This window comes from Brevundimonas sp. PWP3-1b1, assembly GCF_049896065.1.
Lineage (GTDB): Bacteria > Pseudomonadota > Alphaproteobacteria > Caulobacterales > Caulobacteraceae > Brevundimonas > Brevundimonas intermedia_B.
The window spans coordinates 1,265,968-1,290,571 of sequence record NZ_JAFCTO010000001.1 but is presented as its reverse complement, the minus strand read 5'-3'; the positions used below and the strand labels follow the sequence as shown (position 1 = coordinate 1,290,571).

Genomic DNA, 24,604 nt, shown 5'->3' with positions numbered 1-24,604 from the left:
TCATGCGCGTTGCGCGCCGCCTCATCCGTCGCTAGCGTCCGCCTCAAGCAGCCGAGGGGCTGTATCAAAACCGTGGGGGTATTTTATGTGGCGCGTTAAGTCGCTCGACGCGATCCTTGCCACGGCCGAGAAGAAATCTCTTCATCGGTCGCTTGGTCCTATTCAACTGACGCTTCTGGGGATCGGGGCCATTATCGGCACCGGCATCTTCGTCCTGACGGCTGCGGCTTCGCAAAAAGCCGGTCCGGGCATGATGGTCAGCTTCGTCATCGCCGGCGCCGTCTGCGCCGTCGCGGCGCTCTGCTACTCCGAACTGGCGGCCATGGCCCCGGTCTCGGGCTCGGCCTACACCTATACCTATGCCGTCATGGGCGAACTGCTGGCCTGGACGGTCGGCTGGGCGCTGATCCTGGAATATGCTGTCGCAGCGTCCGCCGTTTCGGTCGGCTGGTCGGGCTATGTCCTGGGGTTGATAGAACAGGGGTTAGGGTTCGACTTCCCTGACCTCCTATCCGCCGGCCCCGCCTGGGCCATGAACGGCTTCATTCCCACGCCCGACTTCTCGGTCGGCATCGTCAACATCCCGGCCATCATCGTGGCCCTGCTGGTCACCGGCCTGCTGATGCTGGGGACGACCGAATCGGCGCGCGTCAACGCCGTGCTGGTGCTCATTAAGGTTGCGGCTCTGGCGGTCTTTATCGTCATCACCCTGCCAGCGATCAAGACGGCGAACCTGTCGCCCTTCGCGCCAAACGGCCTGTTCGGCGAGTTTTCGGGCATGGGCATCGTCGGCGCCGCCGCCTCCATTTTCTTCGCCTATGTGGGCTTCGACGCGGTCTCGACGGCGGCCGAAGAAACCAAGAACCCGCAACGCAACGTGCCGATCGGCCTGATCGGCTCGCTGGCCATCTGCACCGTCTTCTATCTGCTGGTCGCTCTGGGTGCAGCGGGCGCCATCGGCGCACAGCCGGTGCTCGGCGCCGCAGGCCAAGCCGTCCAACCCGGCTCTGCGGCCTTCATCGCCGCCTGCGCCCTGCCGGCCAACGCCGAGGCTCTGGTCTGCTCCAACGAGGCCCTGGCCCACGTCCTGCGCGTGATCGGTCATCCGCAGATCGGAAACGCCCTGGGCACCGCCGCCCTGCTGGCCCTGCCCTCGGTCATTCTGATGATGATCTACGGCCAGACCCGCATCTTCTTCGTCATGGCGCGCGACGGCCTGCTGCCGGAAGGCCTGACCAAGATCCACCCCAAGTGGAAGACGCCCTATATCGTGACGGCCGCAACCGGCATCGCGGTGGCCATCGGCGGCGCCCTGTTCCCGGTCGGTCAGCTGGCCGACATCTCGAACTCGGGCACCCTGTTCGCCTTCTTCATGGTGTCGCTGGCTGTGCTGATCCTTCGGGTCAAGGAGCCGAACCGCAAGCGTCCGTTCCGCACGCCATTCATCTGGGTCTTCGCGCCCCTGTCCGCCTTCGGCTGCGCCTTCCTGTTCTGGAACCTGCCGCACGACGCCAAGATGGTGCTGCCGATCTGGGGCGGCATCGGCCTGGTGATCTACTTCCTGTATGGCTATCGCAAGAGCCACCTGGGACAGGGCAGGATCGAAGTCCACGAGACCGACAGCGACCTGCCGCCGCCGCCCGTCCCGCCGATCCGCTAGGCGAAAGTTACGGGGCCTATCGCGCAAGTGCGACAGGCCCCGTAACTAGGCCTCAAGTCGCCCGTAGGGGGGAGGCCAGAAGACCGGCCTCAAGCAGCCCGGGCGCGGTAGGCCCAACAATAAAGAAAAGGCCCCGGAGCGATCCGGGGCCTTTTTGCTTTGGTGCGGATGAGAGGACTCGAACCTCCACGCCTCTCGGCGCTAGAACCTAAATCTAGTGCGTCTACCAGTTCCGCCACATCCGCATGGGCAGGCCGTCGCCTCTAGAGGGTGACGACGGTCAGAGCAAGACCTCAGCGACGCCCGGCCACCAGTTCGTTGCGAATGGACCGCCCCAGCGGATCGCGCGCCTGCCAGGTGTCGCCGACATCGGCGTCAACCACACGACTACAAAAGCGCGGCAGGATCTGACGCGGGCTGAAACCGCTCAGACATATCTTTTCCCCTTCGGCCGACCAGCGCGCATTCAGCCTGCGCCCGTCAGAGAACTGCGACGTATACCGCCCATCCGGCTCGAAGAAATGCTTTACCCACTGCCCGTTCGGATAGTGGGAAATGATCGTATTGCCGAACGCCTTGGACATGTCAGCCGACGCCGGCGAGGCCGAAAGCACCCCGGCCAATGCGATCCCAGCGATTACGAAACCCTGCCTCACACGCCTCTCCTGCGCCGTCTCTGCATCGACTATCGACGATACATAAGACGACGCAAGCGAAGCGGTTCCTCAATCAGACGTTTCCGCGACGACCCGATTCGAACAGGAACCAGACGCGCTTCTCGCTTTCGTCGATCCAGTTCTCCAGCAGGCTGGCGGTGGCGATGTCGTTATGTTCGTCGCAGAGGTCGTGGACCTCGCGCATCCGAGCGGTCAGCTCGCCGTTGTCGTCGCGAAGCTCGGCCAGCATGTCCAGCGGATCGACATAGTCCGCGTCATTGTCCGCGACGCGCGATTCCCTGGCGATCTGACCGATGGAGCGCAACGTCGTGCCGCCGATCTTGCGCGCGCGCTCGGCCATCGGATCGGTCATGGCCAAGATTTCCGCCGACTGCTCGTCCAGCAACAGGTGATAATCGCGGAAATGGGGCCCCGACACGTGCCAGTGGAAGTTCTTGGTCTTGATGTAGAGGGCGAACGTATCGGCCAGCAGCGTGGTGAGCGCGGCCGAAATATCGCGCGTCGCCTCCTCCGACAGGCCGGTCGGCGTCCTCAGCGGCGCCAGGCGCTTTTCTTGTGCAGTCACCATGTTCCATCTCCTTGGCTGTGATGCTGTCCAGCTAGGTAGCAGAACGCACGAAAAGAAGCCCGGATGCGCATCTATAATGTTCATTGGACGCCTCCGTACGCATCGGCCGACTGCCCTTTGCGAGCTGCCGCCAGGTGGATCAGGCGTGATCGGAGTGGTTGCACTTGGATTTGCGGCGGCGCGGCTTAAATGCAAAAGCCTCGCTGAACGGAATACGCACCATGGCCGACTATGACTACGACCTCTTCGTCATCGGCGCCGGTTCGGGCGGGGTGCGGGCTGCGCGGCTGACGGCGCTGGATGGCAAGAAGGTCGCGGTCGCCGAGGAATACCGGGTCGGCGGCACCTGCGTCATTCGGGGCTGCGTGCCCAAGAAGTTCATGGTCATGGCCTCCGAGGTCAGCCACGCGCTGGAGATCGCAGAGGGCTACGGCTGGTCCTTCGACAACGCCAAGTTCGACTGGCCCACCTTCCTTGAGGCCAAGGACGTCGAGATCGCGCGCCTGTCCGGCATCTACGCCGCCAATCTGGGCAAGGCGGGTGTCGAACTGGTCCACGGCCGCGCCGTGTTGAAAGACGCCCATACGGTCGAGATTATCGGCAAGAACCAGACCTTCACGGCCGAGAAAATCCTGATCGCCACCGGCGGCCGTCCCTGGAAGCCTGAAGACCTGCCCGGCATCGAACATGCGATCACCTCCGAAGAAGCCTTCCACCTGCCTGAACTGCCAAAGCGCATCCTGATTGCGGGCGGCGGCTATATCGCGGTGGAGTTCGCGGGCATCTTCGCCGGTCTAGGCGTCGAGACCACCTTGATCTATCGTGGCCCCAACATCCTGCGCGGCTTCGATGACGACGTGCGCGCACACCTGGCCGGCGAGATCGAGAAGCGCGGCATCAAGGTGATCCTGGGCTGCCAGCACGAGAAGATCGAAAAGACCGCCACCGGCCTAGTCAACCACCTCGAAAACGGCATGAAGCTGGAAACGGACGTGGTCATGTTCGCCACCGGCCGCATCCCCCACGTCAAGGATTTGGGTCTGGAGGCCGCCGGCGTCGAGTTAAACGACGAGGGCGCGATCAAGGTCGATCCGTACTCGCAAACAACGTCTGCAAGTATCTGGGCCATTGGCGACGTGACCGACCGGATGAACCTGACGCCTGTCGCCATCCGTGAAGCGGTCGCCTTCCACCAGACCGTCTATCGGGACAACCCCCAGCACTTCGACTACGAGGCCGTCGCCACCGCCGTCTTCAGCCAGCCGCCGGTCGGCGTCGTGGGCCTCAGCGAGTCCGAGGCGCGCCGGTCATGCTCCAACGGCGTGGACGTCTACGTCACCCGCTTCCGCCCGATGAAATACGCCTTCACCGGCTCGGACGAGCGGGTTCTGATGAAGCTGGTGGTCAACGCCGACAGCCAGCGCGTCGTCGGCGTCCATATCGTCGGGCCCGACAGCCCCGAGATGATTCAGCTCGCCGCCATCGCCGTAAAGGCGGGCCTGACCAAGGCCCAGTGGGACGCCACCTGCGCCGTCCATCCGACCATGGCCGAGGAACTGGTCACCCTGAAGGAGAAGCAGTCGAACGCCACCTCGGCCGGCTGACGCCCCTTACGGACGGGGCCGGTCTCGGAACCGTTCCAGCAGATCGAGCCGCCCACTGAACGGAACCGGCGTCGCCGTCGGCCCAGCGTTGCCGAAGTTGATCAGTCGGGTATCCCCTGCCCTGGCGCGCGGCCATTCGACCCGACCGACGCCGTTGGGATCGCCCGAACGCGCGAAGGCGGTCCAGTAGCCGATCATGGCCTCAGACGCCTGGCGATCCCGGTCCTCGACCGGATACGGCAGGGTGTTCAGCGTGCCGAACACATAAGGCCGCTCGATCGCGTGGGTGGCCCCGCCATGAGGCTCGGGGTTTTGCGGCGACGAGATGTCGAACCGGTAGAGCCAGGCCGGATGACCGGCCTTGTTGTGCAGCCGCGCCAGCATCCGCGCCGGCTCCGAGAACACCAGGTCCGTGATGGACAGCCTGTCGAAGGCCTCCAGCCCGCCATAGGCCTGGACCGCGTCGGCTCGCTCCAGCCAGGTCATATCATCGTCAATCTGCCCATAGCCGTTGCGATCCGTCGGCCGCATCCACCAGAACTCGGCGCTGTTCGTGCCGATAATCAGCGGAACCGGCGCCTGGCGACCCGCCTTGAACGCCGCCTCGACCGTGGACGGCACGATCCGCCCGTCGATCAGGCTCAGGTCGCCATTGGCGAACACCGGCGGCGGCGTCAGGAACATCTCGGGCGGCGCAGTGCGCAGATCGGCGGCGGTTCGCAGTCCCGCCCCATAGGCCCAGACCTCGCCGCGCTCGCGCGCCGACGGCGCGCCATGCGGCCCCTTGCGATCCAGCGGCGTCTGCAACTCGCGCCCCAGGCCCGACTGGATGATGGCGCGATCGAACAGGCCTTGGGCCGGCGGGGAGATCATCATGCGCGCGACGATCGCGCCGCCGGCCGACTCGCCAAAGATGGTCACATTGGCGGGGTCGCCGCCGAAGGCGGCGATATTAGCTCGCACCCATTTCAGCGCCGCAATGACATCCATCAGGCCATAGTTGCCGGCCTCCTCTCCCGCAGGCCGCTCGGCCGCCAGGGCCGGGTGGTCGAAGAAGCCCAGTCGTCCCAGCCGATAGTTCAGCGTCACCACGACCATGCCGCGCTTGGCCAGATTGGTCCCGTCGTACAGCGGCGCGGTCCCCGAACCGTTCACCAGACCACCGCCGTGAATCCAGACCATGACCGGCGCCGACTGGTCGCCGCCCACCGACCTCCAGACGTTCAGGTTCAGGCAGTCCTCGCTCATGGGCAGAGGTCCGACGCCCGGGTCGCCGTTGGGCGGCGCCTGGATGCACAGATGGCCATAGGCCGAGGCATCTCTTTGCCCTTCCCAGATCGGCGCCGGGCCGGGCGGACGCCACCGCATCTCCGCGACCGGAGGCGCCGCATAGGGAATGTTCTTGAAGCTGGCCACCTCGCCTTCGACGCGGCCGGCGAGAACACCCTGTTGCGTCTGCACAAGGGGCTGGGATTCGGGCTGGGCCATCACGATCGCAAGGGTGGCGAAGACGCCGGTCAAAGTCATTCGCCGTGCTTAGCAAATTCTTGGGGCGAGCCAATGTCTATCGACAAACGCAAAACCGTACGGCGGCGAACTTTTCTCCGCCCCGTGCGTTAGGGCGACAGTATTGCGGGGCTTTCATTGGGCGAAACGGTTAAACTGGACGATCCGAGGGTCGATCTAAACGCGGCGTTCGACGCCTCGCCCAATCCTTATGTCCTGCTGACGCCGGACCTTCGGATCGTGGAGGCCAATCGGGCCTATCTCGACGTCACCGCATCGCGTCGGGATCAAATTCTCGGCACGCCCCTGTTCGCCGCCTTTGACTCCGGGCCCGGCGAAGAGGCGCCGGAGAACGTGCGTCAGGTGCGGGCGTCGATGGAAAAGGCGCGGGACACGCGCCAGCGCGATCATCTCGCCATGGTGAGATTTTCCATAGGCCATCCCGGCCCGGACGGCGCGGAGGTTTTCGAGGACCGCGTCTGGAGCGCGACCCATACGCCGATCCTGAATACCGACGGCGAAGTCGTCTACATCCTCCAGCATACCAGCGACATCACCGAACTGACCCGCGAACGCGATCGCCGTGACGCCGCGCCGACCAGCGCTCTGGACGCCATCCTGGGCGGGGCGGTGTGGTCTCGCGCCAAGTCGGTTCAGGAGGACAACCGCCGGCTCGAACATGAACGCAACCGACTGGTCGAGATGTTCATGCAGGCCCCAGGCTTCGTCGCCATCCTGTCCGGGCCGAACCACGTCTTTCAGATGCACAACGCCGCCTATCACCAGCTGATCGGCCATCGCGACATCGCCGGGCTGCCGGTGCGCGAAGCCTTGCCGGAGCTGGCGGGCCAAGGTTTCTACGAATTCCTCGACGACGTATTCGTCACGGGCGAACCCTATGAGGGCCAGGAAAGCCTGGTGGAGCTTCAGCGAAAGCCGGACGGCCCGTTGGAAGGGGTCTACCTCAACTTCATCTATCAGCCCGTGCGGGACGAGACGGGGGCGGTGGCCGGCATCTTCGTCCAGGGTCACGAGGTGACCGAGAACGTCCAGGCAGCGCAGCGCCAGAAGTTGATGATCGACGAGTTGAACCACAGGGTGAAGAACACCCTCGCCACGGTTCAATCGATCGCCGTGCAGACCGCCCGATCCCACCACGATCCCGCGACCTTCGCAGAAACCTTCCAGTCCCGGATCATGGCGCTGTCGCACACCCACAACCTGCTGACGCGCACCCACTGGGAAGGCGCGGATCTGCGCGAAATCTTGGACCACGAGATGGCCGCTTTCGGCCCTTCTCAGATCAGCCTCAACGGCCCCCCTCTCCGACTGGAGCCGGCCGTCGCCCTCTCGATGGGCATGATCTTTCACGAGCTCGCCACCAATGCCGCCAAATACGGCGCCCTATCGACGCCGGACGGACGGGTGCTGATCGACTGGGGTCTGGCGGACCAGCGAGATCGCAAGCTGCGGCTCATCTGGCGCGAGATGGACGGTCCGAAAGTTGCGGCGCCGGACAGAAGAGGGTTCGGTAGCCGATTGATTGAACGAAACATTCGCCATGATCTGGCGGGCGAGGTAGAACTGGTCTACGCGGCTGACGGATTGATCGCGGAACTCACTATCCCGCTGGACAGGACGCCTGCCTCATGAACCACCCCCTGAACGGCCGCCGCGTCTTGGTGGTGGAAGACGAGTCGCTCGTCGCAATGTTGCTTGAGACTATTCTCGAAGACATGGGCTGCATACCGGTCGGCCCGGCATCGAATATCGACGAGGGCGAGATCCTTGCTAGCGACGCTGCAGACCTTGATGCGGCGCTTCTCGATGTGAACGTCGCGGGCCGTCAGGTCTTTCCGGTGGCCGAGGCTTTAATGGCGCGCGGCATCCCGTTCATCTTCTCGACCGGCTATGGCGAAGGCGGCCTACCCGAAGAATGGCGCGGCCAACCCACCATCCAGAAGCCCTTCACCGAAGCCGCCATCCGCGACGCCCTGATGAAGGCCATGGGCGTCGCTCAGGCCTGAGCCCTAGCTCGGCATCCGTCGCGGCGCGAACCAGCCGACGTCGGTGCGTTGCACAGAACCCGCGACAGCCAGAACCGCCAGAGTATGGTCGATCATTCGGCGCGCCCGTGGCCTGCTGCCCTCGAATTCGGCGACCAGGGCTGAAGGCGGCATCGGGACACCGGCTTTGCGAAGGAGGGAGAGCAGGCTTGAGGCGAGAGCGCCGGGTTCCTCTGGCAGGAACATCTTCTCGCGCGGCGCCGGCAGGCTGGGTTGAACAGGTTTCACCGCTCCGCCTGCCTGACCTTTCCGGCCTGGTATCCCACGCGAAGAAAACGAATTTCCCCCCTCGCCTCCTGTTCGGCACGCACCTGGTTCAGCACGATGAGGCGATCCACGATCTGGCTGTCCGTCAGGTCGTCAGGCCAGCCGTAGGCATGGGCGACCAGCCGATCGACCCGCTGGTGCGGTGATCCAGAACACCCACGCATCCCGCTTCGTGAGCGACGCGTTCCGCTTCCGTCAGCGGTTGGCCGCCCATCCGCGCCCGGGCATTGTACAATCCGGTCATCGTCAACGCAGCGTGGCGACCCAGAACGTCGGACCGCAGCCTATCCAGTTCTTCGGCGAGCACGCCGATCTCGGCTGCCAAATCTCCCTTCATCTCGGGAAAAGGAAACGCGTCGAAACAGGCGCCCTTCACATAGACGGCCTCGCGCTCATATTCGCCGATTCGGCCCGCGTTTGCGGCGAACCACGCCCGATGTTGGCGTGAGGAAAGCACACCCAACACGGAGGGATCGTCGCTGGCGATCACGACCAGCTTGTTGTCTGGAAGGGTGGAGGCATCCATGAACCGAAACCAGCGATGTTTAGCCGTCTCGACAGTGACGATGTAGCGGTTCAGGCCTTCCAGTGCGGTTCGGAGATCGCGACGCGGCTCACCGAAAATCCACCAGTTATCGCGATAGACGGCCCTGTTGTTGCGGTCCCGATCCGGCTTCACCGTCTCCAACAGATGCTGAAAGAGCAGCGGATGACGTCGCCGCGCCTCGCCTTCGTCCCAGCCAAAGAAGTCGATGACCTGAACGCCCCGCGGCCGGTCGGCCAAATCCCGACCGTTGCGATAGTCACGAATCGGGCACGGCGCCTGCGGGTCCGACCCCGACAACAGCGCCTTCGCCCTCGCCGGGGAGACTTGAAATCCTGCCCCCATCAACTGCACGCCGCGATAGGCCAGACCCGCATTGGCCTTCAACGCCCCAACCCGCGTCAACCGACTGTCCAGCATCAGATCGGCGCCGATGTCGCCATGCCTTTCCTCGAACGTCAGCGCCTCCGCGTCGCGGACCTTCAGCCATCGCCCCTGCCCGTCCGGTTCGCCCCGCTCGGCGACGGACATGGCGATGCGAACGTCGGCGCATCCGACGCCCTTCACCCAGGGATGATCCGGAATCGCGAATGCCAGACGGATCGGCGGATCTCTGTCGAGGTGATGCTCAAGCACGCGACGCGAGAAGGTCTGAGTGATCGAGTTGGTCGTGATGAAGCCGAACCGTCGCAGGATCGACCCGGGCTCAGTCAGGATTTCGGCCGCGCGGTCCCACCAGGCCGTCACAAAATCCGCAGACTGAAACCGCCCGCCCCTGATCATCGCCAGGGCGTCGACATAGCCATCGCCAAGCTCGCGCCTCAGGTCCTTGCCGCCGATGAAGGGCGGGTTGCCGATGATGAAGTGAACCGGAGGCCAGGGCTTCGGACGCGGGTCGACGTAACGGACGGTTTCACGCTCCCTGTCTCTCTCGAACAGAGGCCGTCCTTTGCGATCACCGTCCGACGAACGGCTATGAACGGCGCCGTCGCGAACGATCTCGATACGCGCATATTCCAACAGCGCGTCTGAGCGCTCGATGGTGCGAAAGTCCTTCAGGATCGGCTCGGTGGGCATGGCGTCGCCGGACACGCGGAAATGCCACTGGAGATGGCCAATCCACATGACCATCTCGGCGATCCAGGCGGCGTTGGCGTTCTTCTCCAGCCCATAGAACTGCTCGGGACTGACCACATGGCCTTCCAGGGCCAGAATGCCTTGATGCTCGCCCACCTCGCCCAGGGTGCTGACGACCTCTTCTTCCAGTTCCTTCATCATTCGCATGGCGACATAGAGGAAGTTGCCGGTGCCGCAGGCGGGATCCAGCACGCGCACCTTGCACAGCTGTTCGTGGAAGCCACGGATCAGACGACGCGCACCCAAGGGATCACCGTTCAGATACAGGCCGATGGCCTGGGCTTCGACCGCCTCCCAATCCGAGCGCAACGGCTCCATGATCGTCGGCTCGATCAGGCGCTCCACAAAGGCGCGCGGCGTGTAGTGGGCGCCCAATTCGGCGCGTTCCGCTGGATCAAGCGCCTGCTCCAGCAGGGCGCCGAAGATCGCCGGCTCGACATTGGCCCAATCGCATCGCGCCGCTGCGATCAGCGCCGACAACTCGTCTTCTGTGATCGGGATCGGGTCCACGCGGTGATAAAGCCCGCCGTTGAACCGCCGGATACGCTCCTGCGTCGCCAGGCAGTGGCCGCCTTCATCCATCGTCCTGAAGAATATCCGGGCGGCATCGTGAAATCGCTCGGCCTTGGAGCGATAGGTTTCGAGCAGCCCCAGGAATCCACGCGCGTCGATCAGCCGTACGCTGTCAGCGAACATGGCGAAGATGCACTGCATGACGAACAGCGCCGTCTTTTCGGCCTGAGCCGAAGCGTCCACCCGGTCCAGCCCAACCTGCCGTCGGTTGTTGATCGATCTCACCAGCCAGGCCAGCCGCGACGCGATGGCCGTCGTCACCTCGGCCGCCTTGGCGGCCGGGTCCAGCGACATTGGCTCTGTCCAGACCCGGCGCAGGCGGTCCATCACCTCGGGCGAGCGAAGCTGATCCAGGGTGATCCGATAACCTGCACGATCGGGGAAGGGCGCGTAGATCTTGCCCTGACGCGCGAAGTCAGACCAAAGCTCGATCGATCGCCCGACGTCCACAATCACCAGAAACGGCGGCCATTCATCCAGCGCCTTGGCATAGTTCTCGGCCTGACGCTTGGCCGTCCGCATCAGCCGATCCAGCGCGTCCTGCGAAGGCGCACGTGACTTGGTTGGGGAGCGCGAAAACAGAGCCAGTTGAACGACCGGATCGAACGGCCCGCCCTCACGCCTCTTCTGCGACTGCTTCGCCTCCAGCACGAAACAATCCCGCTTGGCGCAGTCGATGTAGCCAGCTTGGCTCGACCCGTCGTCATGCCGAAACCGAACCGGCCGTTCGAAGCAGTAGTCCAGGTCGCCGGTCCGTTCATCATCCGGCGCCGGCGCTCCGATCAGGCGACACAACTGAATGATGAAGGTCTGGTAGTGGGCCCTCTCGCTGATCGGGACGCTCGACCAGTGGGCGACGAAGGCCTCGACATCGTCTGATTGTTTCCCCTGCATGGAAACAATCTAAGGTTATTCGACGTCACAACGCAATCTATAGGCGCAAACCTCCGCAATAACTCGCCGCGCATAAAGGCTTGCCCAGCCAGTAACAAAGCTCCGCCGGCCGAGAGATGTCCCAGATCGCGAGGTCCGCCACCTTGCCGATCTCCACGGTCCCGATCTCGTCCAGCATCCCAAGCGCCCGCGCGGCCTCACGTGTCGCGCCGGCCAGAACCTCTTCAGGAGTCAGGCGGAACTGGACGCAGGCGAGGTTCAGCGCGGCGGTCATGGAGGCGACGGGCGAGGTGCCGGGGTTGCAATCTGTGGCGACGGCCATGTGCACACCGTGGCGGCGCAGCAGATCGACGGGCGGCGTTTGGGTCTCGCGCAGCATCAAATAGGCGCCGGGCAGCAGGACAGCGACGACGCCAGCGGCGGCCATGGCGGCGACGCCGTCTTCGGTCGCATGTTCGATGTGGTCGGCGGACAGGGCCTGATAGCGGGCCGCCAGGGCCGCGCCGCCGCCGTTCGACAACTGGTCGGCATGCAGCTTGACCGGAAGGCCCAGCGCGCGCGCCTTGTCGAACAGGCGCGACACCTCGTCGGTCGAAAAGGCGATGGGCTCGCAATAGGCGTCGACTGCATCGACCAGGCCTTCGGCATGGGCGGCGGGCAGGATGTCGTCGATGGCCAGATCGACATAGGCGGCGCGGTCGTCGCGATATTCGGGCGGGACGGCGTGCAGGCCGAGATAGCTGGTGCGGACGCGCACCCCGCCTTCGCGTCCGATCCGGCGAGCGACGCGCAGCATCTTCAGCTCCGTCTCGCGATCCAGCCCATAGCCGGACTTGATCTCGACGGTGGTCACGCCGGTGGCCTTCAGCCCCGCCAGCCGCGTTATGGCCGAGACGAACAGGTCGTCTTCCGACGCCGCCCGCGTGGCCTTGACCGACGAGACGATGCCGCCGCCTGCGCGCGCGATCTCCTCATAGGTCGCCCCGCCCAGTCGTTGCTCGAACTCGGCCGACCGGTCGCCGCCAAACACAAGGTGCGTATGGCAGTCGATCAGGCCCGGCGTGATCCAGCGCCCGTCCAGCCGCTCAGTCTCAGTGGCGTCTACGGCGGGCAGATCAGCGCGCGGCCCTACCCAGGCGATCCGGCCGTCGGCGATGACCACGGCCGCGTCCTGAATGGCGCCGTAGGGAACCAGCCCCTTGACCATGGTGGCGACGTGACAGTCGATCAGCAGACGGTCGGCCTTCATCGGCGGGGCTCCTTGGCCAGAATGAGTGAATGGGCTGACGAGAAACGTGCGGTCAGATCGTAGCGGTCGCCGGGGAAGGTCTGCCAGACCCGCGTCACCCCCTGCCCGTCCCGCCACGTCCGCCGCTCGACGCACAGGCAGGCCGCGCCGGGCTTGAGTTCCAGCAGACGTGCGGCGCGGGCGTCGGCCGCGATGGCCGAGATGCGGTTCTCGGCCTCGGTCCAGGGGGCCGAGTCCAGCAGCCAACTTCCCGGCGGAACCGTCTGAAAATCAACATCTGTAGCTTGCGGCGCTGCGCTCAAGGCGATCAGCCGATGCTCCAGCGCCAGCGGCGCGCCGTCGGCGCTGTGCAGACAGGTCAGGTCCAGCAGACGGCCGCCCGAAGCCAGTTCGATCTCGTCCGCGCCCTCCGGCTCGCGCTCGATCAGCTCCATAAGGGCATAGGCGTAAGCCTGCCCTCGCTCGATCACCTCGGCCCGCAGGTCGGGAATGGCCAGAACGGCGGCATGCGCCTTGGGCTGGGCGACGAAGGTGCCGGCTCGGCGACGGCGCGTCACCAGCCCCCGCCCCGCCAGTTCGGAAATGGCCTTGGACACCGTCATGCGCGAACAGTCGTAAAGTTCGGTCAGTTCGTGCTCGAACGGAATCCGGTCGCCGGGCGACAGATCGCCGGACAGGATGCGCCCCTCCAGATCGGCGTAGATGCGGCGATGAAGGCTCATCCCAGCACCGTCGCCAGCGCCTGGCGATAGCGCGCCTCGATGGCGACCCGAGCCACATGCCGGCCGTCCTTCACGACCTCGCGCCCCGCGCGCCAGACCGACGAAATCGAGCCCGTCGGCGCGCCGAAGATCCAGCTGTCGACTAATGCATCGCCCGACCGTCCGGCGAAGGCGACACCGCTCGTATCCAGCGATACGATGTCCGCCGACGCCCCGACGCTCAGAGCCGACGCCGCGCCCGTTGCCTGGGCGCCTCCGGACAGCGCGCGGTCGAACAGGGCGCGGCCCGTCGAGCGCTGCGCATCCGCCATGATCGCACGCCCACGCAGCGCCAGCCGCTGGCTGTATTCCAGCATACGCAGTTCCTCGGCCACGCCGATCTGGACGTTGGCATCCGTGCCGATGCCGAACCGCCCCCCGGCCCGTGTGAACTCGGCCGCCGGGAATACGCCGTCGCCCAGATTGGCCTCGGTGATCGGGCAAAGGCCGACGACGGCGCCGCGCGCGACAACGCCCCGCCACTCAGCCTCGGTCACGTGGGTCGAGTGGATCAGGCACCAGCGCGGATCGACCGGCGCATTGCCCAGCAGCCACTCCACCGGCCGCGCGCCCGACCAGACCAGGCAGTCGTCCACCTCTTTGGTCTGTTCGGCGACATGAATGTGGATAGGCCCGTCGCCCGCCAGCGCCGGCATGGCCGCCAGTTCGTCCGGGCTGACGGCGCGCAGGCTATGCGGCGCCACCCCGACCACGGCGTCCGGCATATCGGCGGTCAGGGCGCGGCATCGCGAGACCAGATCGGCGAACCCGTCCAGATGATTGATGAAGCGTCGCTGTCCATGCGACGGCGGCTGCCCCCCGAACCCGGCATGGGCGTAGAAGACCGGCAGCATCGTCAGGGCGATCCCGGTCGCCTGCGCCGCCGCCACGATCCGCGCAGCGATCTCGGCCCGATCGGCATAGGCGGCGCCCGATGGGTCGTTGTGCAGATAGTGGAACTCGGCGACGCGGGTGAAGCCGCCTTCCAGCATTTCCATGAAGGCCAGGGCCGTGATGGCCTCGATCTCTTCCGGCCCGCCTCGGTCGAGGAAGCGGTACATCAGTTCGCGCCAGGTCCAGAAGTCGTCGTCAGACGGCCCGCGAGCCTCGGTCAGACCAGCCATGGCCCGCTGGAAGGCATGGCTGTGGACATTGGCTATACCCGGCAAGGCGACGCCCCCGCCTTGGTCGTCGCAGGCTCGCGCCACGCCTGTTTCCAGACTGGCGATTCGCCCGTCCGCTACGCCGATCCGCACATCTCGCGCCCAGCCATCCGGCAGCAGGGCCGCCTCGAACCAGAGGGTGCGATCCACGGGCTGCGGCTGAAGGGTCACTGGACAGGTCCGTCGTGTTGCGATCAATATGTCTAGACATACCACGACGGATCGATTTGGCGAGGGAGGCCGAACGGATGCAGGACTGGCTGACCGTGCATGAAGGTTCGGCGCCGCTGGTGATCGGCCTGCCGCACACGGGGACCGACATTCCGGCCGCCATCGAGGCGCGGATGACCTCCCCCTGGCTGGCGCGCAAGGACGCCGACTGGTGGGTGGATCGGCTGTATGACTTCGCCGTCGACATGGGCGCGACCCTGGTGCGCACCGGCGTGTCCCGCAGCGTCATCGACGTGAACCGCGATCCGTCGGGCGTCTCCCTCTATCCCGGCATGACCACGACCGGCCTGTGTCCGACCGAAACCTTCGACGGCGAGCCGCTGTATCGGGCTGGCCAGGAGCCCGACGCGGACGAAATCGCCGAGCGACGCACGACCTGGTTCGATCCCTATCATGCCGCACTGCGAAGCCAGTTGGACCGCTTGCGTATCAACGGCCCTGTCGTCCTCTACGACGCCCACTCGATCCGCTCGATCGTGCCGCGCCTGTTCGAGGGCGAGCTGCCTCAGTTCAACATCGGCGACAACGAGGGCGTGACCTGCGCCGGAGACCTGACCCAGGCCGTTGAGGCCGCCTCCGCCGTCAGTGGCGCCAGCCTGGTCGTCAACGGCCGGTTCAAGGGCGGCTGGACCACGCGCCACTATGGCCGGCCCGAGACCGGCGTCCACGCCATCCAGATGGAGCTGGCGGACCGGGGCTACATCCTCGATCCATCAGGACCCGTGTCGCCGGACAACTGGCCCAGCCCCTACGAACCCGAACGCGCCGAGCCGATGCGGAGACATCTGCGCCGCGTGCTGACCGCCTGCATCGCCTTCGCCGAGAGCCAGAGATGAACACGCCCAACGCCCGGATCGTCCGCAGCCCGCGCGGCCCGGAAAAGACCGCCAAGACCTGGGCGGCCGAAGCCGCCATGCGCATGCTGATGAACAACCTCGACCCCGAGGTGGCCGAGCGGCCCCAGGATCTGGTCGTCTATGGCGGCATCGGCAAGGCGGCGCGCGACTGGGCCGCCTTCGACAGGATCGTCGAGACGCTGAAGACACTGGAAGCCGACGAGACCCTGCTGGTGCAGTCGGGCAAGCCGGTCGGGGTCTTCCGGACCCATGCCGACGCCCCACGCGTGCTAATCGCCAACTCCAACCTGGTGCCCAAATGGGCGACCTGGGAGCATTTCAACGAACTCGATCGCAAGGGCCTGATGATGTACGGCCAGATGACGGCCGGGTCGTGGATCTACATCGGCACCCAGGGCATCGTCCAAGGCACCTACGAGACCTTCATGGAGGCCGGCCGCCAGCACTATGGCGGCGACTGGTCGGGCAAGTGGATCCTGACGGCGGGCCTAGGCGGCATGGGCGGCGCCCAGACCCTGGCCGCGACCATGGCCGGCGCCTCCTGCCTCGCCATCGAATGCCAGCGCAGCCGGATCGAGATGCGGCTGAAGACCCGCTACCTCGACGTCATGGCCGAGACGCTGGACGAGGCTTTGGCCATGATCGAAGACGCCAGACTAAAGGGAAAACCTATATCTGTCGGGCTGTTAGGCAATGCAGCCGATGTCCTACCTGAGATGGTTCGGCGCGGCATTCGCCCCGATCTGGTCACCGACCAGACCAGTGCTCATGACCTGATCAACGGCTATCTGCCCTCCCGCTGGACCGTCGCCGAGTGGGAAGACAAGCGCGTCAGCGACCCTGACAGCGTCGCCGCCGCCGCGCGCACCTCGATCGTCGAACACGTCAAGGCGATGCTGGCCTTCCAGGCGATGGGCATCCCGACGACCGACTATGGCAACAACATCCGCCAGGTCGCCTTCGATGCCGGTGTAACCAACGCCTTCGACTTCCCTGGCTTCGTCCCCGCCTATATCCGCCCGCTGTTCTGCCGGGGAATCGGCCCGTTCCGCTGGGCCGCCCTGACCGGCGATTCCGACGACATTAGGAAGACCGATGCGGCGATGAAGGCGCTCTTCCCCGACAACGCCGGCCTGCATCGCTGGCTGGACATGGCTGGAGAACGGATTGCATTCCAAGGGCTTCCGGCCCGAATCTGCTGGATCGGATTGGGTGATCGCCACCGCGCAGGCCTGATGTTCAACGAGATGGTGGCGTCGGGCGAACTGTCCGGCCCCATCGTCATCGGCCGCGACCATCTGGACAGCGGATCGGTCGCCAGCCCGAACCGCGAGACCGAGGCCATGCTGGACGGCTCAGACGCCGTGTCCGACTGGCCCCTGCTGAACGCCCTGCTGAACACGGCCTCGGGCGCAAGCTGGGTGTCGCTGCACCACGGTGGCGGGGTCGGCATGGGCTATTCCCAGCATTCGGGCGTCGTCATCGTCGCCGACGGCACGCCGGAGGCCGCCCGTCGGCTGGAGCGGGTGCTGTGGAACGACCCCGCCACCGGCGTCATGCGCCACGCCGACGCCGGCTACGATATCGCCAAGGCCGCCGCTCGTGAGCACGAACTCAACCTTCCCAGCCTCGCCTGATCCAGTATTTCAGGGCTGATCGACAGCCCGCCCCGACTTCGAGGAAAGCCGCATGGAATTCGCCGCCGTCGCCCTGCCTCTGGCCCTGGGGATCATCATGTTCGGCCTCGGGCTGGATCTGACGCCCGCCGACTTCGTGCGCGTGGCCAAACAGCCCAGGGCGGCCGCCGTCGCCCTGGGCTGTCAGTTGCTGCTACTGCCGGCCATCTGTTTCGCCCTGGTGCTTCTGTTCCGCCTGCCGCCCATCCTGGCGGTGGGGATGCTGCTGCTGGCGGCGTCGCCCGGCGGCACGACCGCCAACCTCTACAGCCACCTGTTCCGGGGCGATGTGGCGCTGAACATCTCGCTGACGGCGATCAATTCGGTGATCGCCGTGGTGACCCTGCCGGTCATCACAAACCTGGCCATCGCCTGGTTCCAGCCGGGCGACCTCAGCGTCGGCCTGCAGTTCAAGAAGACGCTGGAGGTGTTCCTGATCGTTCTCGCGCCGGTCGCGCTGGGCATGACCGTACGGGCGCTTAAACCCGGTTTCGCCAAGGCCATGGACAAGCCGGTGCGCATCGCCTCGGTGGCGATCCTGGTTCTCGTGATCCTGGGATCGGTCGCCGGCAGCTTCGACCTGCTGGCGGCCAACGTCCTGCTGCTGGGTGGGATCGCCATCGTCTTCTGCGTCCTGAGCCTGACGGTCGGCTACGTCGTTCCGCGCCTGCTGAAGATCGAAAAGTCCCAGGCGGTGGCCAGCGCCTTCGAGGTCGGCATCCACAACGCCACCCTCGCCATCGTCATCGCCCAAGGCGTGCTGCAGCAGCCGGAAATGTCGCTGCCCGCGGCGGTCTATGGCGTCTTGATGTTCCCCATCGCTGCGCTGTTCGGCCTGTGGATTTCACGGCGGCCCGGCTGAGCCGCAGCCAGAAAAGAAGCAGACATGCCCCTTATCCTCGGCCAATCCCCCCTTACCCTCGCCCAGTTGCGCGCCGTTCTCGACGGCCCTGTCATCGTCGAACTGGCGCCCGCCGCCTGGACCGACGTGGACCGGGGCGCGACCGTAATCGCCGACATCGTGGCTCAGGGCCGCACCGTCTATGGCGTCAATACGGGTTTCGGCCTCTTGGCCAACACTTCCATCGCACCGGAGGATCTGGAAACGCTTCAGCGCAACCTGGTGCTCAGCCACGCCTGCGGCGTCGGGCCGTTGCTGCCCGACGCGGTGACCCGCCTGCTGATGGTGCTGAAGATCGCCAGCCTGTCGCGCGGCGCGTCCGGCATACGCCGTGAGACGCTGGAGGCGCTGATCGCCCTGGTCAATGCCGACGTCCTGCCCTGCATTCCGTCGAAGGGGTCGGTCGGCGCCTCGGGCGACCTGGCCCCGCTGGCCCATATGTCCTGCGTCCTGATTGGCGTGGGCGAGGCGCGGCTGAACGGCGAGACGCTGGAGGCCGAAGCGGCCCTGGCCAAGATCGGTCTGACGCCCCTGACGCTCGGCCCCAAGGAAGGCTTGGCCCTGCTGAACGGCACCCAGTGTTCGACGGCGCTGGCCCTGGCCGGTCTGTTCGCGGCCGAGGCGGTCTTCGCCGCCGGCATCGCGGCCGGGGCCCTGTCAGTCGATGCGCTGAAGGGCTCCGACGCCCCTTTCGACGCCCGCATCCATGCGCTGCGCGGTCAGCCAGGCCAGATCGCCGTCGCCGCACGCCTGCGTGAACTGATGACCGGCTCGGCTGTCCGCGACAGTCACCGGGACGACTGCGCCAAGGTTCAGGACCCCTATTCCTTGCGTTGCCAGCCCCAGGTCATGGGCGCGATCCTGGATGTGCTGAATACCGCCGCCGCCACGCTGGAACGCGAGGCCAATGCCGTGACCGACAATCCGCTGGTCTTCATCGAGGACGGCGACGTCATCTCAGGCGGCAACTTCCATGCTGAACCCGTTGCTTTTGCAGCCGATCAGATCGCCATGGCCCTGTGCGAGATCGGCAATATCTCCGAGCGGCGCACCTCCATCCTGGTCGATCCCAAGATGAGCGAACTGCCGGCCTTCCTGGTCAAGGAAAGCGGCCTGAACTCCGGCTTCATGATCGCCCAGGTGACCGCCGCCGCCCTGATCGCCGAGAACCGCATGGTCGCCCATCCGTGCAGCGTGGACACGGTGCCCACCAGCGCCAATCAGGAGGACCACGTTTCCATGGCCACCCACGGCGCGCGCCGCCTGCTGGACATGGCCGAGAACACGGCGACGGTCGTCGGCATCGAACTGCTGGCGGCGGCGCAGGGGCTGGAATTCCATCGTCCGCTGACCAGCTCCCCCGCCCTGGAACAGGTCTTCGCCATCGTGCGAGAGGCGGCCGCCCCCTATACCAGCGACCACTATTTCGCGCCCGACATCGCTCGCGCGACAGACGGCGTGCGCGCCGGTCGCTATCGGGCCTTCGCCGCAGACCTCCTGCCCTCGGCCTGACGGCTTAGCCGCCCAGAATACCAAGGTGTTCCAGCAGGATCGCGGTGCCCAGGCCGATCAGGGCCACGCCGCCGACGATCTCGGCGGACTTGCCGAACCGGGTTCCCACGGCCTTGCCGATCAGCATGCCGACGGTGGTCAGGACGAAGGTGGTGAAGCCGATCGAGGCGGCGATCACCCAGATGTTCACGCCGATGAAGGCCAGACCCACGCCAACGGCCGCCGCGTCGATGCTGGTGCCGATGGCGGTGGCGATCAGGGCCCAGGGGCCGGACCGGCGCGGCGGCGCGTCGTCTTGCGCATCGCGTGGCTTGGCGCCTTCCCAGATCATCTTGCCGCCGACGATCAGCAGAAGCGTGAAGGCGATCCAGTGATCCACCTTCTCGACCAGCCCCGCCGCGATGATGCCCAGCCCCCAGCCGATCAGTGGCGTGATCGCCTCTATGACCCCAAACACCAGCCCCGCCTTGATCGCGTCCTTCACGGCCGGACGATGCGAGGCCCCGCGTCCCACGGCGGCCGCAAAGGCGTCCGTGGACATGCTGAGGGACAGAATGGCGATTGTTCCTGGGGTCATGGACTGCACTCGACCGGACGCAAGACAGCGGCTCCACTCCGGCCGGTGCGGCGGTGGAACGCGCTGGTCTCGCTAGGCGGTGATGGTCCGCTGATCGCGCCACGCGCCGAAACGCGAGTGTGTTGACACGATCCCGACGTCTCGACGTCGGAAGCTACTCCCCAACAGGAGGCGGTCCTCTACACGCGGCGCCGAAGGATTGGCAACCGTGCAGATCAGTCTAAGGGGTGCAGCGGCGCCCGTCTCAGGGCCGCCAGATTGGCGGAGTTGGTGCAGAAACAGGCGGTTCTCAGCTGTCGAATGACCAGCTGGAAATGATCAACGACCGCCTCGGTCGAGAGCGTCGCCGCCGCCAGAACGCCCGCCGCCTGCCCCGCCACATCCGCGCCGAGACGAATCGCCTTGGCGACATCCAGGCCGTTTCGCACGCCGCCCGATCCGATGATGACGGCCTCCGGACAGGCGCGCCTGACGTCCACCAACGCGTGCGCCGTCGGCGTGCCCCAGTCGGCGAAGACCGCGGCATGGGCCTTGTCCGCCGGATCGACGGCGCGCTCGCCCTCGACCAGCCCCCAGTTGGAACCGCCAGCGCCAGCGACGTCCACGGCGGCCACGCCCATGTCCACCAGTCGCCGCGCCGTGTGGCCCGACAGGCCCGCCCCCGTCTCCTTGACGACGACCGGAACCTCCAGCTTGCGGACCAAAGCCTCCAGCGCCGCGCCGACGCCCCACCAGTCGCGGTCGCCCTCGGGCTGACAGGCTTCCTGCAACGGGTTCAGGTGAACGACCAGGGCGTCGGCGTCGATCATCTCGACCGCCCGCCGGGCTTCCTCCAGCCCAAAGCCCCGCGTCAACTGGGCGGCCCCGATGTTCGACAGGATGAAGGTGTCCGGCGCCCGACGACGCAGCGTCCGGTCCAGGCCGCCCGCCGCCCCGCCTTCGACCGCCGCGCGCTGCGAGCCGACGGCCAGGGCGATGCCCAGATGCTGGGCCGCCTCGGCCAGGCGCGCATTGATCGCCTCGGCGCGCGTCGGTCCGCCGGTCATGGCGCTGATCAGCAACGGCGCCTTCAGCCGTCTGCCCAGGAAGTCGGCGCCGAGGTCGATCTTGTCGTGATCCAGATCCGGCAGCGCCTCATGGACGAAATGCACCCGGTCGAAACCCGCGTCGCGCGCGTGTCGGCCGCGCCCGGCCAGCACCACGTCCAGGTGCTGATCCTTGCGATTTGGCGGGGTGGCGTCGGTCATCGCCTTATTTCGGCGTCACGACGATGGGCGCCTCATCGTGGGCGACGGCCGACGCTCCAGCCGGCTGACGCTCCACCGTCAGGGCATAGGCGCCTGTCTGGTTGGGGCCATAGGCGCGGGCGCGCACCAGATACCAGCCGTCGTCCGGCGCGGTCCAATCCAGCTTGGCGTGGGCGTCAGACAGGCTGTCGTCGTCGGTGGCCAGGCTGGAGAAGTCGCCGTCGTCATCGACCTGACCCAGGTCGATGAAGGAATCGAAGGCGTTCGAGACCATGGAGATCCGCAGCTTCTCATCCTTCTTGGCCTGGAACCTATAGGCGTCGAAATAGGCGCCTTCGTCGCTGAGCGCCGCGCTGTTGGACAGGGTTCCGCGAACGGTTCCGCCGACCAGCAGACTGCCCGGCTTGGGTTCAGGCCCGCGATCCAGCAGTTCGAGCGAGTAAAGCCCCTTGCCTTCCGAATCCAGCGGCGAGGCCCGCACCACATAGTCGCCAGCCGAAGGCAGGGTGAAGTTCAGGCGCGAATCCGTGCCTTCCGCCAGGCCGTCGTCATCGCTGGCCAAGGCTTCGAACGTATCCCCGACCTCGCCAATCTCCAGATAGGCGTCGAAGTCACCCGAGCGCAGGATCGCCTGGACGCGCTGTCCCTCCGTCCCGGTGAAGACATAGGCATCATAGCGTTTGCCGTCGTCGCCCTGAGGATCCTCGTCCGTGATCTCGCCCTCGACCTTCTGCCCGAGGGTCGCCGGCGTGGGCGGAGGCGGCGGCGCGGTTTCGGTCAGCTTCAGCGTATAGTCGCCCTCCGCCTCGTCGCTGAATCCGCGCGCCTCGATGATGTAGTCGCCGTCGGCGTCCAAAGTGCGGGCGATGCGGGCATCCGTTCCCGATCCGGCGCCGTCGTCATCCTCGACCAGCACGGTATCGTCCGACGCGCGACGTAGGGTCAGATAGGCGTCGAAGTCGCTGGACTTCATCTCAATGGCGACGCGCTGGCCGTTCGTGCCGGTGAAGCGATAGGTGTCGGCGCGCTGGCCGCCGTCGTTCACGGCGCTGTCTGACCCCAGTTCGCCCTTGATCTCGTCGCCCATGGCGATGGGCTTGGACGGCGCGGCGGGCGGCGCCTCGGCCAGACCCACCTCATACCGGCCCAGGCCGTCTTCCAGCGACGTGGCCCGGATCACATATTCGCCCGCCGTCGGCGCTGTGAAGGTCAGGCGCGCGTTCAGCCCGCCGCCGGGCGCGTCGTCGTTGGAGCCGATCTCGACGAAGTCGGGACCGTTCATCCGCCCGACCCGCACCAGGGGGTCGAAGGCTTCGGAATCCAGGGTCACGACGAATCGATCACCGGCGTTGGCGCGGAAGGCGTAGGCGTCGTAGCGACCGCCGTCCTCCTGCTCGGGATCGCGTGCGGTCAGTTCACCGCTCTGGGTCGCGCCGACGCGGATGCCGCCGGGTCGCGGGGCACGCGGCGCGGCCGGGCGTTCCTGCAGCGACAGGCGATAGTCGCCGCCGTCCAGCCCGCTCAACGTCCTGGCCCGCAGGACATAGGCGCCCGCCCGCTCTGGCGTGAAACGCAGACGCGAGTTCGTGCCGTCCTCCAGACCGTCGTCGTCGATCGCCAGCGGCTCGCCCTCGGCGCCGTCCGCATAGACAGCCAGATAGGCGTCGAAGGCGTCGGACCTCAGAATGGCTTCCAGTCGCTGGCCAGGCCGCGCGTCGAACCGATAGTCGTCATAACGATATTCGTCGTCCGTCGCCTTGCCGTCTGCGTCCGTCAGGGCGCCGTTCACCGTCGCGCCGATCCGCAAGGGCTGGGCGTCCTGGGCCAAAGCCGGCGCGGCGGCCCAGAGAAGGGCGACGGTGCTTACTGCGGCGACAAGAGACGGACGATTCATGAATTCCTCCAGCATTGGACGCGGATCATAGACGCCGAACCGTGACGGCTGTAAATCGCCGCCATCCTCATTTCCCGCCAGACGGAGCTGCCATGTCGGCCCAATCCACGCCTGCGACCCTGATCGACGGCAAGGCCTTCTCGGTCGCCCTGGTGGAGCGCGTCGGCGCGGCCGTCTCCCGACTGGAGAGCGCACACGGCGTCAAACCCGGTCTGGCCGTCGTCATCGTCGGCGAGGATCCCGCCAGCCAGATCTATGTGCGCAACAAGGGCGAAACGACCCTGCGCGCCGGCATGCGATCCGACACGCACCGTTTGGCCGACACCACCAGCCAGGACGACCTGCTGGCCCTGATCGCCCAGCTGAATGCGGATGCGGGCATCCACGGCATCCTGGTGCAACTGCCCCTGCCCGCCCACATCGACGCCTCGGTGGTGCTGGACGCCATTTCCCCGGACAAGGATGTGGACGGCTTCCACGTCGTCAATGCGGGTCGTCTGGCCGTCGGCCTGCCAGGCCTAGTGCCCTGCACCCCTCTGGGCTGCCTGATGCTGCTGAAAGAACAGTTGGGCGACCTGTCGGGCCTGAACGCCGTGATCGTGGGCCGCTCCAACATCGTCGGCAAGCCGATGGCCCAGCTTCTGCTCGGCGAAAGCTGCACCGTGACCGTCGCCCATTCCCGCACGCGCGACCTGCCCGACGTATGCCGTGGCGCCGACATTTTGGTGGCCGCCGTCGGTCGGCCCGAGATGATCAAGGGCGACTGGATCAAGCCGGGCGCGACCGTCATCGACGTGGGCATCAACCGCGTCCCCTCGGCCGATCCGGCCAAGGCCGCCGAGGGCAAGACCCGAGTCGTCGGCGACGTGGCCTTCAAGGAGGCGGTCGAGGTCGCCGGTCGCATCACCCCCGTGCCGGGCGGCGTCGGCCCCATGACGATCGCCTGTCTCTTGGCCAACACCTATTCGGCGGCCTGCCGCATCAACAATATCCAACCGGAGCCATTGGACGCTTGATGCATTTATCGGGCCGGTGAATAG

General features: G+C 66.2%; 19 protein-coding genes and 1 tRNA gene. 9 read left to right on the top strand and 11 right to left on the bottom strand.

What is annotated here, in order from left to right; all coding sequences use genetic code 11:
• Positions 1-85 precede the first annotated feature (85 nt).
• The gene (locus ACP69V_RS06285; protein WP_426023117.1) at positions 86-1,660 is read left to right on the top strand and encodes an amino acid permease; all 1,575 of its coding nucleotides are present in this window, start codon (positions 86-88) and stop codon (positions 1,658-1,660) included.
• A 160-nt stretch (positions 1,661-1,820) separates the two neighbouring features.
• Here the strand turns inward: ACP69V_RS06285 and ACP69V_RS06280 are convergent.
• From ACP69V_RS06280 to ACP69V_RS06270, 3 genes are all read right to left on the bottom strand, one after another.
• Positions 1,821-1,905 (bottom strand) — tRNA-Leu (locus tag ACP69V_RS06280).
• A gap of 48 nt (positions 1,906-1,953) precedes the next feature.
• On the bottom strand, positions 1,954-2,244 hold the full coding sequence (locus ACP69V_RS06275; RefSeq protein ID WP_426023116.1) for a hypothetical protein: 291 nt from the start codon (positions 2,242-2,244) through the stop codon (positions 1,954-1,956).
• Positions 2,245-2,389: 145 nt separating this feature from the next.
• A complete protein-coding gene (locus ACP69V_RS06270; RefSeq protein WP_426023115.1) occupies positions 2,390-2,905 on the bottom strand; it encodes a Dps family protein in 516 nt (171 codons plus the stop codon).
• A 221-nt stretch (positions 2,906-3,126) separates the two neighbouring features.
• Here ACP69V_RS06270 and gor point away from each other — a divergent pair, with 221 nt between their 5' ends.
• A complete protein-coding gene (gene gor, locus ACP69V_RS06265; protein WP_426023114.1) occupies positions 3,127-4,509 on the top strand; it encodes a glutathione-disulfide reductase in 1,383 nt (460 codons plus the stop codon).
• A gap of 6 nt (positions 4,510-4,515) precedes the next feature.
• On the opposite strand, the gene ACP69V_RS06260 is transcribed toward gor, so the two are convergent.
• Positions 4,516-6,036, bottom strand: a complete 1,521-nt coding sequence (locus ACP69V_RS06260; RefSeq protein ID WP_426023113.1) for a carboxylesterase/lipase family protein — start codon at positions 6,034-6,036, stop codon at positions 4,516-4,518.
• A 117-nt stretch (positions 6,037-6,153) separates the two neighbouring features.
• On the opposite strand from ACP69V_RS06260, the gene ACP69V_RS06255 reads away from it, so the two are divergent.
• Both ACP69V_RS06255 and ACP69V_RS06250 read left to right on the top strand, forming a co-directional pair.
• Positions 6,154-7,668, top strand: coding sequence for an HWE histidine kinase domain-containing protein (locus tag ACP69V_RS06255; protein WP_426023112.1), 1,515 nt, complete (start codon positions 6,154-6,156; stop codon positions 7,666-7,668).
• Complete coding sequence (locus ACP69V_RS06250; RefSeq protein WP_426023111.1) at positions 7,665-8,042, top strand: response regulator; 378 nt, start codon at positions 7,665-7,667, stop codon at positions 8,040-8,042. The genes ACP69V_RS06255 and ACP69V_RS06250 overlap by 4 nt, the downstream gene beginning before the upstream one ends.
• A 391-nt stretch (positions 8,043-8,433) precedes the next feature.
• Here ACP69V_RS06250 and ACP69V_RS06245 read toward each other — a convergent pair whose 3' ends face one another.
• From ACP69V_RS06245 to ACP69V_RS06230, 4 genes are read right to left on the bottom strand one after another with little or no spacing between them, the layout of a single operon-like run.
• Positions 8,434-11,496, bottom strand: coding sequence for a class I SAM-dependent DNA methyltransferase (locus ACP69V_RS06245; protein WP_426023110.1), 3,063 nt, complete (start codon positions 11,494-11,496; stop codon positions 8,434-8,436).
• A 37-nt stretch (positions 11,497-11,533) separates the two neighbouring features.
• A complete protein-coding gene (gene hutI, locus ACP69V_RS06240; protein WP_426023109.1) occupies positions 11,534-12,745 on the bottom strand; it encodes an imidazolonepropionase in 1,212 nt (403 codons plus the stop codon).
• Entirely contained in the window at positions 12,742-13,467 is a 726-nt protein-coding gene (gene hutC / locus ACP69V_RS06235; protein WP_426023108.1) for a histidine utilization repressor, read from the bottom strand. The genes hutI and hutC overlap by 4 nt, the downstream gene beginning before the upstream one ends.
• Positions 13,464-14,840 carry a formimidoylglutamate deiminase gene (locus tag ACP69V_RS06230; RefSeq protein ID WP_426023107.1) on the bottom strand — a complete coding sequence of 459 codons (1,377 nt, stop codon included), beginning with the start codon at positions 14,838-14,840 and terminating at the stop codon, positions 13,464-13,466. The genes hutC and ACP69V_RS06230 overlap by 4 nt, the downstream gene beginning before the upstream one ends.
• Positions 14,841-14,917: 77 nt before the next feature.
• Between ACP69V_RS06230 and hutG the strand changes: the two genes are divergently transcribed.
• Genes hutG through hutH form a run of 4 tightly spaced genes read left to right on the top strand, consistent with a single transcriptional unit; the run spans position 14,918 to position 19,846 of the window.
• Positions 14,918-15,736, top strand: a complete 819-nt coding sequence (hutG, locus tag ACP69V_RS06225; protein WP_426023106.1) for an N-formylglutamate deformylase — start codon at positions 14,918-14,920, stop codon at positions 15,734-15,736.
• Complete coding sequence (gene hutU, locus ACP69V_RS06220; RefSeq protein WP_426023105.1) at positions 15,733-17,394, top strand: urocanate hydratase; 1,662 nt, start codon at positions 15,733-15,735, stop codon at positions 17,392-17,394. Before hutG ends, hutU begins: the two co-directional genes overlap by 4 nt.
• A 52-nt stretch (positions 17,395-17,446) precedes the next feature.
• Positions 17,447-18,295, top strand: coding sequence for a bile acid:sodium symporter family protein (locus tag ACP69V_RS06215; RefSeq protein ID WP_426023104.1), 849 nt, complete (start codon positions 17,447-17,449; stop codon positions 18,293-18,295).
• Positions 18,296-18,319: 24 nt separating this feature from the next.
• Positions 18,320-19,846 (top strand): histidine ammonia-lyase, encoded by a 1,527-nt coding sequence (gene hutH / locus ACP69V_RS06210; RefSeq protein WP_426023103.1) that lies wholly within the window; start codon positions 18,320-18,322, stop codon positions 19,844-19,846.
• 4 nt (positions 19,847-19,850) lie between these two features.
• On the opposite strand, the gene ACP69V_RS06205 is transcribed toward hutH, so the two are convergent.
• The 3 genes from ACP69V_RS06205 to ACP69V_RS06195 all read right to left on the bottom strand — a co-directional run bounded on the left by ACP69V_RS06205 (position 19,851) and on the right by ACP69V_RS06195 (position 23,564).
• Positions 19,851-20,423, bottom strand: coding sequence for a manganese efflux pump MntP family protein (locus ACP69V_RS06205; RefSeq protein WP_426023102.1), 573 nt, complete (start codon positions 20,421-20,423; stop codon positions 19,851-19,853).
• 215 nt (positions 20,424-20,638) lie between these two features.
• Positions 20,639-21,670, bottom strand: coding sequence for a type 2 isopentenyl-diphosphate Delta-isomerase (fni, locus tag ACP69V_RS06200; RefSeq protein WP_426023101.1), 1,032 nt, complete (start codon positions 21,668-21,670; stop codon positions 20,639-20,641).
• Positions 21,671-21,674: 4 nt separating this feature from the next.
• The gene (locus ACP69V_RS06195) at positions 21,675-23,564 is read right to left on the bottom strand and encodes a PPC domain-containing protein (RefSeq protein WP_426023100.1); all 1,890 of its coding nucleotides are present in this window, start codon (positions 23,562-23,564) and stop codon (positions 21,675-21,677) included.
• Between the two features lie 92 nt (positions 23,565-23,656).
• On the opposite strand from ACP69V_RS06195, the gene ACP69V_RS06190 reads away from it, so the two are divergent.
• Positions 23,657-24,580 carry a bifunctional methylenetetrahydrofolate dehydrogenase/methenyltetrahydrofolate cyclohydrolase gene (locus tag ACP69V_RS06190; protein ID WP_426023099.1) on the top strand — a complete coding sequence of 308 codons (924 nt, stop codon included), beginning with the start codon at positions 23,657-23,659 and terminating at the stop codon, positions 24,578-24,580.
• Positions 24,581-24,604: the final 24 nt, after the last annotated feature.

What these genes read in the sequence shown, in the direction of transcription:
- ACP69V_RS06285 (WP_426023117.1), top strand. Translation starts at nt 86, where the DNA reads ATGTGGCGCGTTAAGTCGCTCGACGCGATCCTTGCCACGGCCGAGAAG.
- ACP69V_RS06275 (WP_426023116.1), bottom strand. Translation starts at nt 2,244, where the DNA reads ATGTCCAAGGCGTTCGGCAATACGATCATTTCCCACTATCCGAACGGG.
- ACP69V_RS06270 (WP_426023115.1), bottom strand. Translation starts at nt 2,905, where the DNA reads ATGGTGACTGCACAAGAAAAGCGCCTGGCGCCGCTGAGGACGCCGACC.
- gor (WP_426023114.1), top strand. Translation starts at nt 3,127, where the DNA reads ATGGCCGACTATGACTACGACCTCTTCGTCATCGGCGCCGGTTCGGGC.
- ACP69V_RS06260 (WP_426023113.1), bottom strand. Translation starts at nt 6,036, where the DNA reads ATGACTTTGACCGGCGTCTTCGCCACCCTTGCGATCGTGATGGCCCAG.
- ACP69V_RS06250 (WP_426023111.1), top strand. Translation starts at nt 7,665, where the DNA reads ATGAACCACCCCCTGAACGGCCGCCGCGTCTTGGTGGTGGAAGACGAG.
- ACP69V_RS06245 (WP_426023110.1), bottom strand. Translation starts at nt 11,496, where the DNA reads ATGCAGGGGAAACAATCAGACGATGTCGAGGCCTTCGTCGCCCACTGG.
- hutI (WP_426023109.1), bottom strand. Translation starts at nt 12,745, where the DNA reads ATGAAGGCCGACCGTCTGCTGATCGACTGTCACGTCGCCACCATGGTC.
- hutC (WP_426023108.1), bottom strand. Translation starts at nt 13,467, where the DNA reads ATGAGCCTTCATCGCCGCATCTACGCCGATCTGGAGGGGCGCATCCTG.
- hutG (WP_426023106.1), top strand. Translation starts at nt 14,918, where the DNA reads ATGCAGGACTGGCTGACCGTGCATGAAGGTTCGGCGCCGCTGGTGATC.
- hutU (WP_426023105.1), top strand. Translation starts at nt 15,733, where the DNA reads ATGAACACGCCCAACGCCCGGATCGTCCGCAGCCCGCGCGGCCCGGAA.
- ACP69V_RS06215 (WP_426023104.1), top strand. Translation starts at nt 17,447, where the DNA reads ATGGAATTCGCCGCCGTCGCCCTGCCTCTGGCCCTGGGGATCATCATG.
- hutH (WP_426023103.1), top strand. Translation starts at nt 18,320, where the DNA reads ATGCCCCTTATCCTCGGCCAATCCCCCCTTACCCTCGCCCAGTTGCGC.
- ACP69V_RS06205 (WP_426023102.1), bottom strand. Translation starts at nt 20,423, where the DNA reads ATGACCCCAGGAACAATCGCCATTCTGTCCCTCAGCATGTCCACGGAC.
- fni (WP_426023101.1), bottom strand. Translation starts at nt 21,670, where the DNA reads ATGACCGACGCCACCCCGCCAAATCGCAAGGATCAGCACCTGGACGTG.
- ACP69V_RS06195 (WP_426023100.1), bottom strand. Translation starts at nt 23,564, where the DNA reads ATGAATCGTCCGTCTCTTGTCGCCGCAGTAAGCACCGTCGCCCTTCTC.
- ACP69V_RS06190 (WP_426023099.1), top strand. Translation starts at nt 23,657, where the DNA reads ATGTCGGCCCAATCCACGCCTGCGACCCTGATCGACGGCAAGGCCTTC.